This is a genomic window from Protofrankia sp. CiP3, assembly GCF_917627345.1.
Lineage (GTDB): Bacteria > Actinomycetota > Actinomycetes > Frankiales > Frankiaceae > Protofrankia.
This window is the reverse complement of sequence record NZ_CAKJTM010000126.1, coordinates 1-11,182: the sequence shown is the minus strand read 5'-3', so window position 1 is coordinate 11,182 and position 11,182 is coordinate 1. Positions and strand designations below refer to the sequence as shown.

The window sequence follows — 11,182 nt, the reverse complement described above, 5'->3', positions numbered from 1 at the left end:
AACAGGCCGCCGCGCCGACCATCCTCGGCCTCGAACACCCCGCCTGACCAGCACAAACGACTTTGCAGCACGCCCTGCTGCCCATGGAGGATCGGCCGGATCGTCGCCGCTGCGCTCGTCCTCCTCCACATCGAGCACAACCGGACAACATGACTACAGAACGCAACGAACCGTTACGCGGAAAGGCTCAGTGGCCCACGCATCGACGGCCGTCCGGCGACTGGAGCCATTCGACCGTCCGGGCGATGCCCTCCGCGGCCGACACGCCGCTGCCGAAGCCGAAGTCACGTCGAGCGCGGTCGATCGGGTAGGACTGGTCGATACCGAGCAACAGCACTGCGTGGCGCGTGAGGAGCGGGCGGGACTGCTTGCGCAGCACCGTGAACGCGAACTCACACACCCGTCCCGCGGCCATCGCCAGCGGGACCGGAATGCTCAGCGTCGGCGCGGCGAGCCCGAGCCCGGTGGCCAGTGCGTCGACGTACTCGCGCCACGTGGTAGGTTCGGGATCGCGCAGATTGTACACCTTTTCCACCGTGGCGCTGCTGTGGCAGGCGGTGATCATCGCGTCGACCGCGTTGCTCACGTAGAGCAGACCTGCCGTCCGCATGCCCCCACCGATGAGGACCATCTTCCGCTTCTGCAGCAGCTGTGCGAACTCGACGCCGAAAACCATGTCGCGCGGACCGTAGACGGTCGCGGGCCGCACGACCGTCCACGGCAGGCGAGCGCGTTCGGCCTCGGCGAACAATGCCCGTTCCCCGTTAATCTTGCTTCGGTTGTACGGAAGGCCGACGTCCCGCACGGCGGCGGTCTCGTCGCAGAGCTCTTCCGGATACCCGTAGACATCGGTGGTGCTCACGTGCAGCAATCGTTCGACGGTTTCCGCTTTCGCCGCCGCCGCGACGAGGTTCACCACACCGTCTACGTTCGTCCGCGCGAATTGGGACCACGGGCCCCAGTCGGCCGACATCCCGGCGCAGTGGTAAATGTGCCGGACCCCGGCCGTCGCACGTTCGAGCGCAGCCGTGTCGTCGAGACCACCCTCCTCGACAGCCACCTCCAGATCGGCGAACGCCGAACGGTCGCTGCCGGCACGGGCGAGCACCCGTACCCGATGTCCTCGCTGGACGAGCGTTCGCGTCAGGTGGCCACCGATGAAGCCGGTGGCCCCGGTGACCAGGGTGTCGGGTCGGGTCGTGCCGTCTGTGGCCATCCTGGTCTCAGCGCCTGCGCGGGATCAGCCGCGCGAGCAGCGGGTCGGCCGGTGCGACGGTCACGTTCCGGCGGGCGTAGCGCAACTCGCCCGCCTCCGGGTTCGCCGGTGCAACCTGGTAATTGGCGAGGATGGTGCCGATCACCAGTCGCAATTCGAAGAGCGCCAGGTTGGCGCCGAGGCAACGCCGGAGGCCACCGCCGAACGGGATGAACTCCGAAGGCCGGTACGACCGGTCGAGGAACCGTTCCGGACGATAACTGGCGGCGTCGGGGTAGATCGATTCGTTGCGGTGCACCAGGTAGATGGCCGCGGACAACAACGACCCGACGGGGATGTCGAACCCTGCGACGCTGACCGGCACGGTCGTCGTGCGGGCGACCATGTCGACGACCGGCGTGATCCGCAGCGCTTCCTGGCAGGCCGCCGTGAGGTAGTCGTTGTCGAGGATCTGCTCGGGTGTGGCCCCTGGTGGCAAGCTGTTGAGCAGGCGCTCCTGTACGCGCGGTGTCCGAGCGATCCAGAACAGCGTCCACGACATCGCGCTCGCCATCGCGTCGTCGCCCGCCACTATCATGGTGACCACGTCGTCGCGCAGTGTCCCCTCCAGACGGTCGGCTGATCCGCCGCCCCTGCCTCGGCACAGTCGTTCGACGGTCGACGGTGCTGCCGCGAGCGCAGTCGCCTGCCGTACCGCATCGGCCAGCGCCGCGTTCGCCGCCTCGATTCGGCGGTGGAACCAGTAGCCGAAGCTGGCCGGTCCCAGGTTGCGCTGCAGCGGCGGGAAGAAGGCCGCCGTGGAGCCGAGCGGACCGAGGAGCCAGTGGAGCTGCTCGGCCAGCGGCCGCAGCACGTCGGGGCTGGCGGTACCGAACAACTGATAGCCGATCAGCCGCATCGCGAGCCACCGGAACAGCGTGTTGGCCGCGACCTCTCCGCCTCCGGACGGCAGTTCCGCCAGTGTCAGACTGCTGACGACGTCCGGGTCGATGGGCGGCCGGGTAGTGATCGACGAGCGCAGTTCCGCTCGTCGCCGGGCGTGGGGCTCACCATCGAGGACGAACAGCGACTCGCTGCCCACTACCGGGGTTATCAGCTCGTTGGCCTCACCCGGCCGCGCGTCGTCCGGTGACATCCGGAAGAGATCGGCGACGTTGTCCGGGTCGGACAGCATGACGAGGTCGCCGAAGGCGTGCAGGCGCAGGGTGAATACCCGACCAAACCGTTGGTGGCACGCGTCGAGATAGGGGTACGGCCGTACCAGCCAGTTGAGCGTCTGCCAGCTGCGCGGGGCCGGGGGGCTCGGGGGCAACCGCGTCTGTGTCGTCAGCATCTCGTCAGATCACACATTTCCTGTGGGTGCGCAGACCACCGTCATCGCCTCGTGCGTGACCCCCTGGACGAGGTGGGTCCGGACGAGTCGGCGCAGCACACGCATCGGATGGCGCCGGAATCGTTGCGCAGGGAAGCTCCGCCAATGTAGCAAGGAGGCCCGGCGGAGGTCGTTGGCCGACATGACCGAAGCCTGGTCGAACTCGTCGACGATGGTGAACCCCGCGGCACCCACCGCCGCGCGCAGCCCGGCCTGGTCGTAGTCGCGCTGGTGGTACCGGTACATGTCCGCCGTCGGATACGTGCTGGCGGACAGGTACAGCCTGCCGTGCGGATCCAGCACCCTCTGGAAAGCCGCCAGAAGTTCGGCTGGATCCTGCACGTGTTGGAGCACCTCGAAGCAGGTGATCACGTCGTAGGTGCCGGTGGCGATCGTGTCGGCGAGGACATGGTCGATGGCGGCGGCCGGGTAGTGCGTCCGTGCGTAGGCGAGCGCGGCCGGGTCGACGTCCACCGCCGTCACGCTCGCCGCCCCGGCCTCGGCCAGCATCCGCGCTCCGTAGCCGACCCCGCAGCCGTAGTCGAGCACGCGCTTGTCCGCCACCGCGAGGGCGGCCGTCCGGTACCGCCGCAGGTGCTGGTCGAGCAGCATCTTCACCATACGATCGTTCGGGTTCACCCACTCCGGGACCACTCGCTCGCCGCTATCGCGCAGGTGGGTCTGCCGTGTCGTCATCCCGCATCGTACTCCGCAACGCTCAGCGACAATACCCTTCTCGAGTCAGGCACCGACTCTCATTCCCCTTGCTTTCTGTCGTACTGGGCAGGCCGAGACAGCGACGCGGGCCAAGATTTGTATGTTACGGCGATTGGCGTAATCCAGCGACACCTCATTTGGCGAGCGAAGAATGCAGGAAGATCCATAGTGATCTAAGCGAGATCTAGGCCGAGGCAGAGTGAAGCAGCGTTTCCCATCGCATTTCGAGCATACCTTCCCGGAGCGTGCTTGAGAAGCGTCGGCGCGCATTAACAGTCGATGTTTCACTGTAGGTTATTGATCGATTTCTTTAGGTATCTGGCTGTGCGCCGATGCACGGCTGCACGGCTGCACGGCTGCACGGCTGCACGGAGTGGAGGGTTCCCACTTTCGTGGACAGCGGACCTGAAGCCACTGTCCACGAAAGCAGACCAGCCGCCGCACGGCCAGCTCGATCATCATCGGTCTGCCCCCGACCGGAAGATCCGCAAGGCGACGGCGGTGATAGCCGTGCACCCGCCCGGTGAGCGTCCCGCAGCGCGGACAAGCCACCGGGTCCGCGCGGCGATCCGCACCAGCGGCCCCTCATCGACGGCCCGATCGATGAGGGGCCCAATGAACTGAGGAAAAACGATTTTCAGGAACTCGGCGTCACACAGCGCTAACGATACCCACACAGCAACTGTCTGCCACCACCGGAATCTTGTCAGAGCCTATAAACAGTCCTATCGTTGAGAAAGGCTCAATTTGTGAAGTAATTCACAGAGTGGTCACTCTGCGTGTCATACGCATATGATGCGGGTCATGGTGCAGCAGGATCTCTTCGAGAAGGCGCGCGGGCATGAGTACTTAGATCTAGTTCGCACGCTTCGCCAGCGCGATCTACTGCCCTACTTCCGCTTGGTGGACGGCGCTCCGGGCCCGGTCGCCCGAATCGACGGGCAAGATCGAATCATCCTGGGATCGAACAACTACCTCGGGCTGACCGGCCACGAGGCGGTGAAGGAAGGCGCGCGCAGTGCGCTGGAGGAGTACGGCACCGGTCTTGCAGGCTCCCGCTTCCTAAACGGCACCACCCCGCTGCACGTCGCGCTCGAGCACGAGCTGGCCGATTGGATGGGCACCGAGGACGTCATCGTCTACAGCACGGGCTATCAGGCCAATCTGGGTTGTATCGCCGCCCTGCTGGGGCCGGACGACACGGTGATCTGCGACTCCGGCGACCATGCGTCCATCTTCGACGCGGTGTCGATGTCCCGGGCCCGTTCGCGGCCTTTCCGCCACAACCGCCTGGACATGCTGGAGAAGCTGCTCATCGGCCCGACCGCCGGCCGCGGTGACCGCGGGGGCGGGACGCTGGTCGTGGTGGACGGTGTGTTCTCGATGGAAGGAGACCTAGCCCGCCTCTCCGACATCGTCGGACTCTGTCGCGAGCACGGCGCACGGCTGATGGTCGACGAGGCGCACGGCGCCGGCGTGCTGGGAGCCGCCGGTACTGGCCTGTGCGAGGCATACGGTGTGAGCGTTGACGTGGATCTACGCATGGGCACCTTCTCCAAGTCGCTGGCCTCCTGCGGGGGCTTTGTCGCGGGGTCGGCCGAGGTGATCGAATTCCTGCGGTTCCAGTCGCACGCCTTCATGTTCTCCGCCGCAGCCGTGCCCGCAGCAGTAGGAGCCGCGCTGGCCGCGCTGCGCGTGATCAGGTCCGAGGAAGGCCGGGAACTGCGGGCCCGCGTTCTCGACAACGCACACTATCTGCAGCGTGGGCTCGTCGAAATCGGCATCGAGACACGCATTCCCACCACGATGCCTGACGGGTCGGAGGTACTGGCGCCCATCCTGCCGGTGCCGATGGGAAGCGACCAGCACGCCATATTGTTCTGGCGAGCCTTGTACGACGCCGGAATCTACGTCAACGTGGCCGTGCACCCCGCTGTGCCGCCGGGACAAGCGCTCCTGCGCATGAGCGTGATGGCCACCCACGAACGCGAACACCTGGATCGCGCTCTTGCCGCCTTCGCGAAAATTCAGGCGGACCTGCCCGAGCAGGACCCGGCGGCAGCTGCATTCGGCTGATGCGTGCGGGCGTCCGACTCGGCTCGGGCACGGGATCGATCCGTCTCGCAAGGAGATCAGATCTTGTTCAACAGTTTTGCTGCCACGATCGTGCACCACGCCCGTGTGACACCCGACAAAACGGCGGTCACGATGGTCCGGGTCGCCGGGCACGAGCGTGACGCCGAGACGCTGACCTACGTCCAGCTCCACCGCGCCGCGGCCGGCGTTGCCCGACGGTTGCTCGAAGGCCGCCGCGCCGGCGACCGGGTCCTGCTCCTGCACCCCACCGGCCTGGATTTCGTCGTCACATTCGTCGGGTGCCTCTACGCGGGGATAGTGCCGGTGCCGGCACCCGCTCCCGCCAACCAGGGCCGCGCCGACGAGCGAACGACCGCCGTCGCCGCTGACGCGCAGGCGGGCACGGTGCTCACCGGCCCTCAGCACGTCGACGTGGTCACCCGGCTCATCGCCGACTCCGTCCGAGACGGCGTCGTGGTGAGCGCGATGGGTCGCGACGACGTTGTCGACGACACCGGTGACGTCTTCCGGCCCGCGCCGGTCGGGCCGGAAGACGTCGCGTTTCTGCAGTACACCTCCGGATCCGCGAGCGATCCCAAGGGCGTCGTCGTCACCCAGGGCTCGCTGGTGCACAACCTCGCCCTCATCCGGGATGTGCTCGGCGCGAACGCGCAGTCACGGTCCTGCAGTTGGTTGCCGCTCTACCACGACATGGGTCTTGTCGGGATGCTGCTGGCGCCGCTGTGGCTCGGTGGAACGGCGATCCTGATGTCCCCGACCGACTTCCTGCGCCGGCCCCACCAGTGGCTCGCGCTGGCCACCGAGTACCGGGCCGTCCACATCACGGCCCCGAACTTCGCCTACGACCTGTGCGCCCGCCACGTGACCGACGAGCAGCTGGCCGGTTTGGATCTCTCCAGAGTCCGGCATGCGCTCAGCGGTGCCGAACCGATCGACGCCGCCACCATCATCCGGTTCACCGCACGCTTCGCCCCGGCCGGTTTTCGCCCGGAAGCCTTCAAACCCTGCTACGGCATGGCCGAGGCCACGCTGCTCGTCACCTGCACCCCCGACGCTCACGGCCCGGTGATCACCCCGGTCGACCAGTCCGATCTCGAACGCGGCGTGCTCACGCGCCTGCCCGCCGACGCGGACGCGCCGTTGTTGGTCAGCAGCGGCCGAGCGGACGGGCTCGACATCCGGGTGGTCGATCCGCGCTCGCGCGAACCGCTGCCGGACGGCCAGGTCGGGGAGATCTGGGTGCGGGGGCCGAGTGTGGCCTCGGGGTACTGGAATCGGCCCGAGGCCACACTCGAGACCTTCCACGGCGTTCTGTCGGACGGATCGGAGCAGGGGTTCCTGCGCACCGGCGACCTGGGGGTGCTCCGCGACCAGCAGTTGTACGTCACGGGCCGGATCAAGGACATGATCATCATCCACGGGCGCAACCTGCACCCGCACGACATCGAGCGCGACATGGCCGGGATGCACGACGCCTTCCGGGGGCTGCAGAGCAGCGTCTGCTCGGTGCCCGGCCCGGAAGAACAACTCGTGGTCATGCAGGAGTTGCGCACCCGCGGGGGAGCGGAGCTGGACCTGCCCGCGCTGGCCAGGGAGGTGCGGGTACGGCTCGGCGAACGCCTGGGCGTGCGGGTGCCGAACCTGGTGTTCCTGCGCCCCGGCCAGGTCCTTCGGACCAGCAGCGGCAAGGTGCGCCGGGCCCGGATGCGGGAGCTGTTCATGACCGGCGGGCTCGCCCCGGTCTACGAGGACCTCGACGTCGCGACCAGCAGGCGCTACCGGCCGCGGCCGTGCCTGGACGGCGTGCGGTGAACGACGAGCTGTACGCCGCGGCGGCGGACTGGGAGCGCCGCCTCGGAGACCCTCGCGACGACGGCCGGATCTTCTCCTACGCGCGCTGCGGCGACCTCGACGATCACGAGGAGTTCCCGTACGAGATCGGCCGCGAACTCGACGTACTCGGCCTGCCGGCCTACTACGTCCCCACCCGGTTCGGGGGCGTTCTGCGCGACTACGACGACGCGATGCAGGTGCTGCGCGTCATCGCGCGCCGGGATCTGACCGTGGCCATCGCCCACGGGTCGACCTTCCTCGGGGCGGTGTCGGTGTGGGTGGGTGGCAACGTCGAGCAGTGCGTCGCGCTCGCGGCGCGGATCCGGGCCGGAACCGTGGTCTCGTGGGGGCTCACCGAGCGCGACCACGGCGGCGACCTCGTCGCCGGCGAGGTCGCCGCCGAGCCGACGGAGGCCGGCTTCCGGGTCGACGGCGAGAAATGGCTGATCGGCAACGCCACCCGAAGCGAGCTGATGTGCCTGCTGGCCCGCAGCGAATCGACCGGCGGAACCCGGGGCTTCAGCGTCCTGCTGGTCGACAAACGCGAGTTGGCCCCGACGCGGCATCATCCGCTGCCCGCCGTGCGACTGCACGGGATCCGGGGGGCCGACATCAGCGGAATCGCCTTCACTCAGGCCACCGTCCGCGCCGACGCGCTCGTCGGAGGCCGGGGCGACGGCATCGAGCTGGTGCTGCGCGGGCTCCAACTCACCCGCACCCTCTGCGCGGCGCTGTCGCTGGGAGCGGCCGACCAGGCGCTCGGCATGGCCGTCGCGCACGCACTCGACCACGCAGGCGGCAGGCCACTGATCGAACTGCTCCACACCGGACGGACACTCACCACGGCCTACGCCGACCTGCTGCTCGTCGAGGCGTTGGCGCTGGTGGCCGCGCGGTCGGTACAGGCAGCAACCGCTGAGCTGGCCGTCGTGTCCGCGGCCACCAAGTTCTTCACCTCCACAACGGTGGACCGGCTGATCCGACGGCTGTCCACGATCATGGGATGGCGTGCGTCGGCAGTCGGTACCGGGTACGCGCACGGCCGGTTCCAGAAGGTCGAGCGCGACCATCGGATCGTCGGGATCTTCGACGGCAGCACCGTGGTCAACCTGCACGCGCTGATCACCGTGTTCCCCGCGCTCGCGCGGGCCCAGCGCCGGGGCACGGTGGACGTGGACGCGCTGCGTGCGTGCACGACACTGGCCGCACCGCTGCCCGAGCTGGATCCGGACCGCCTCACGCTCTGGCCGCGCACGGGTTGTGGGCTCGTGCTGTCGTTGCCGGCCGCGATCGACGACCTCACGCGGCAACCCGGGGTGCCGCCGTCGCTGGTGCGGGCCGCGGGCGTGGTCCGGACGTTCGTCGAAGACGTCCTCGACGGCGTCACGAAGTACCGGCCGACGCCGGTGGACGTGCCCACTGCGGCGTTCGAGCTGGCCGAGCGGTATGCGGGATGTGTCGCGGCCGCGGCCGCGGTGCACCTGTGGCTCGCCAACCGGGACACGATCGCGGATCCGGTGGGACTGTGGGAGTCGGGCCTATGGCTGGAGGCATGTCTGAGCCGGGTGCTCGAGCGGGGGTCTCCAGGCGGTCGCGCCGACGCCGACGTGCTCGACCGGTTGGCGCAGCCGTTGGTCGCCCAGCACGAAGCGGGGTCGCCCTACTCCCTGTTGCCGGCGGCGGTCGCGGGGGTGCGACGGTGACCGCCGCCGCGCTGGAAGGCCGCTTCGGTGACCCGCGCGACGAGGACAACCCGCTGGGCTTCGCCGCGGTACTGCGCGCGGACGAACGCGGTCAGATGTTGCCGGCGGGCCGCGCGGTGCTCGACGCGTTTGGCTTCAACGCCCACTTCGTACCGACGGCGTCGGGCGGCCGGCTGCGCCGCGCCGACGAACTCGCCCTTCTGTTGCGCCCGGTGTTCCGCCGCGACGCCGCGCTGGGACTGGGACATGGCGTGGCCAACCTCATAGCCTCGGCCACGGTGTGGGCGGCAGGCGAGGCCGAACACCAACGCCTGCTGGCCGACGTGCTGCTGAGCGGCGGCCAGGCCCGCGGTGTCTACGGCGGACCGGACACCGGCCACGATCTTGCCCGCTCTCGCATCCGCGCGTCGGAGCACGGGAGCGTGCTGCGGGTGGACGGCCGCATGGACCTGGTCGACGACGTCGCCGGCGCGCACTACGCCACGGTCATGGCCCGTACCGGAGACGAGGCCGACGCCCGCAATCGTTCGCTACTGCTCGTCGACATGACTGCGATTGACCGCGGAACCGTTCGGTTCCTGCCCCGCAGCCGCACGGCCGGGCTGCGTGGGATGCGTCTCGGCGGGGCCGAGTTCCACGGCACGCACGTGCCGTCGTCCACGGTCGTCGGGGTGCCTGGCCACGCACTGGAGACCGTGTCGCGTGCTACCCGGCTCACGGGCGCCGTGCTGACCGGAGCCACGGTGGGCTGCCTGGACACCCAGTTGCGCACGGTGACCCGGTTCGCGACGAGCCGCCCGCGCTACTCGGGCACGGTGGCGGAGTTGCCGCACGCCCGATCCCTGCTGACCGGTGCCTTCGCCGACCTGCTCGCCTGCGACAGCATCACGACGACGGTCTGCCGCGCTCTGCACCTGCTGCCGCACCAGACCGGCGGCTACGCCGCAGCCCTGCAGTACCTGGTGCCGACGATGATCAATGAGGCCGTCGACGACTTGGCCGTCGTGCTCGGGGCCCGGTCGTTCCTGCGTGAAGGCGAGCACGCCATCTTCCAGAAGCACCGTCGGGATCTGCCCGTCGTCGCACTCGCACATGCCGGCCCGACCGCCTGCGTGGCGTCGATGCTCCCGCAGCTGCGTCGTTCGGCCGCCGGGGACTGGTTCCGGTCGGTGCCCGCACCCGCAGCGCTGTTCCGACCGTCGGACGAGCTGCCTGACCTCGACCTGCGCCGGTCACCGGTCGCCGCCGGTACCGACGACCCGGTGCTCGCCGTACTCGTCGCACTGGCACCCGAGCTGGACGGCGATCCGGTGCTGGGGCCCCTGTGCCGGATGCTGCTCGACGACCTGCGCGAGCTGCGCGACCGCGTTCTCGAACTTCCCCCGTACGACGCGACGTCACCGGCCGAACCTGCCGCTTTCGCGCTCTGCGAGCGCTACGCCGTCATCCTGACGGCGTCCGCGTGCCTCGGTACGTGGTGGCACCAGCGCGACAGCACCGACCCGTTCACCCGCGCCCCTGGCTGGCTGGCCGCCGCGCTCGGACGGCTCACCGAACGACTCGGCCACGCACCGTTTCCTGGAACACGGGCGGCGCAGGACGCGCTGCTATCCGAGTTGCGGGCACGCACGGACCAGGACCGCGCGCTGGACCTCGCCGAGTGCGACCCACATCCGGTCCACCACCTCGCCGAAGGAGCGACATCATGACGCTGCAACCCGATCTCGAGGCCGTGCGGGCCGAGACCATCAAGGAATGGCTGGTCGGCCAGATCGCCTTCTACACCGAGCGACCGAAGACCGAGCTGCGCACCGATGTCAAGCTCGTCGAGTACGGTCTGGACTCGGTCTATGCGATGACGTTGTGCGGTGACATCGAGGACGAGTACGGCCTGGCGGTCGAGCCGACGCTGACCTGGCATCACCCGACCGTCGACAGCATCGCGGAACTGCTGCACTTCATGCTCTGCGAGCAGGCACAGCACCGCAGTGACGACGTGTCATCCGGGTGAGTGCCCCTTCTGCCGCCAAACGGCAGCCGAGAGCAATGTGGAGTCCTTTCACCTCCACTCGAATGAACAAGCGCCTCGTGGCGCGACCTGACAGCTACCCGGACCGAACTCCCACCGGCAAGCGACGACGATCTTACGTCAGCGAGATCAACAGATCACACGGCATCACCTCCCACTGTCTGCTGGGCGCACGAACAGCCGAGGATAGATCCAGGGGTGCGCGAAGGTCGCAC

At 68.6% G+C, this 11,182-nt stretch carries 9 protein-coding genes; 5 read left to right on the top strand and 4 right to left on the bottom strand.

The genetic code is table 11. The features are described from left to right. Nucleotides 1-187: 187 nt before the first annotated feature. From MJ797_RS23700 to MJ797_RS27625, 4 genes are all read right to left on the bottom strand, one after another. Nucleotides 188-1,216 carry an NAD(P)-dependent oxidoreductase gene (locus MJ797_RS23700; RefSeq protein WP_239341379.1) on the bottom strand — a complete coding sequence of 343 codons (1,029 nt, stop codon included), beginning with the start codon at nucleotides 1,214-1,216 and terminating at the stop codon, nucleotides 188-190. Nucleotides 1,217-1,223: 7 nt separating this feature from the next. Then, entirely contained in the window at nucleotides 1,224-2,549 is a 1,326-nt protein-coding gene (locus MJ797_RS23695) for a cytochrome P450 (RefSeq protein ID WP_239341377.1), read from the bottom strand. A gap of 9 nt (nucleotides 2,550-2,558) precedes the next feature. Further along, nucleotides 2,559-3,284 carry a bifunctional 2-polyprenyl-6-hydroxyphenol methylase/3-demethylubiquinol 3-O-methyltransferase UbiG gene (locus MJ797_RS23690; protein ID WP_239341375.1) on the bottom strand — a complete coding sequence of 242 codons (726 nt, stop codon included), beginning with the start codon at nucleotides 3,282-3,284 and terminating at the stop codon, nucleotides 2,559-2,561. 315 nt (nucleotides 3,285-3,599) lie between these two features. Further along, nucleotides 3,600-3,857: a transposase family protein gene (locus MJ797_RS27625; RefSeq protein ID WP_374582875.1), complete on the bottom strand. Its 258-nt coding sequence runs from the start codon at nucleotides 3,855-3,857 to the stop codon at nucleotides 3,600-3,602. A 252-nt stretch (nucleotides 3,858-4,109) separates the two neighbouring features. Here MJ797_RS27625 and MJ797_RS23685 point away from each other — a divergent pair, with 252 nt between their 5' ends. The 5 genes from MJ797_RS23685 to MJ797_RS23665 all read left to right on the top strand — a co-directional run bounded on the left by MJ797_RS23685 (nucleotide 4,110) and on the right by MJ797_RS23665 (nucleotide 10,949). Then, the gene (locus MJ797_RS23685) at nucleotides 4,110-5,381 is read left to right on the top strand and encodes a pyridoxal phosphate-dependent aminotransferase family protein (RefSeq protein WP_239341373.1); all 1,272 of its coding nucleotides are present in this window, start codon (nucleotides 4,110-4,112) and stop codon (nucleotides 5,379-5,381) included. A 63-nt stretch (nucleotides 5,382-5,444) separates the two neighbouring features. Further along, nucleotides 5,445-7,214 (top strand): fatty acyl-AMP ligase, encoded by a 1,770-nt coding sequence (locus MJ797_RS23680; protein WP_239341371.1) that lies wholly within the window; start codon nucleotides 5,445-5,447, stop codon nucleotides 7,212-7,214. After that, nucleotides 7,211-8,938, top strand: a complete 1,728-nt coding sequence (locus tag MJ797_RS27220) for an acyl-CoA dehydrogenase family protein (RefSeq protein WP_305039801.1) — start codon at nucleotides 7,211-7,213, stop codon at nucleotides 8,936-8,938. The genes MJ797_RS23680 and MJ797_RS27220 overlap by 4 nt, the downstream gene beginning before the upstream one ends. After that, the gene (locus MJ797_RS23670; RefSeq protein ID WP_239341369.1) at nucleotides 8,935-10,647 is read left to right on the top strand and encodes an acyl-CoA dehydrogenase family protein; all 1,713 of its coding nucleotides are present in this window, start codon (nucleotides 8,935-8,937) and stop codon (nucleotides 10,645-10,647) included. The genes MJ797_RS27220 and MJ797_RS23670 overlap by 4 nt, the downstream gene beginning before the upstream one ends. Then, on the top strand, nucleotides 10,644-10,949 hold the full coding sequence (locus MJ797_RS23665; protein WP_239341367.1) for an acyl carrier protein: 306 nt from the start codon (nucleotides 10,644-10,646) through the stop codon (nucleotides 10,947-10,949). Before MJ797_RS23670 ends, MJ797_RS23665 begins: the two co-directional genes overlap by 4 nt. Nucleotides 10,950-11,182: the final 233 nt, after the last annotated feature.

Bases quoted from the DNA above. Each gene is read 5' to 3' on its own strand.
- MJ797_RS23700 (WP_239341379.1), bottom strand. From the start codon at position 1,216: ATGGCCACAGACGGCACGACCCGACCCGACACCCTGGTCACCGGGGCC.
- MJ797_RS23695 (WP_239341377.1), bottom strand. From the start codon at position 2,549: ATGCTGACGACACAGACGCGGTTGCCCCCGAGCCCCCCGGCCCCGCGC.
- MJ797_RS23690 (WP_239341375.1), bottom strand. From the start codon at position 3,284: ATGACGACACGGCAGACCCACCTGCGCGATAGCGGCGAGCGAGTGGTC.
- MJ797_RS23685 (WP_239341373.1), top strand. From the start codon at position 4,110: ATGGTGCAGCAGGATCTCTTCGAGAAGGCGCGCGGGCATGAGTACTTA.
- MJ797_RS23665 (WP_239341367.1), top strand. From the start codon at position 10,644: ATGACGCTGCAACCCGATCTCGAGGCCGTGCGGGCCGAGACCATCAAG.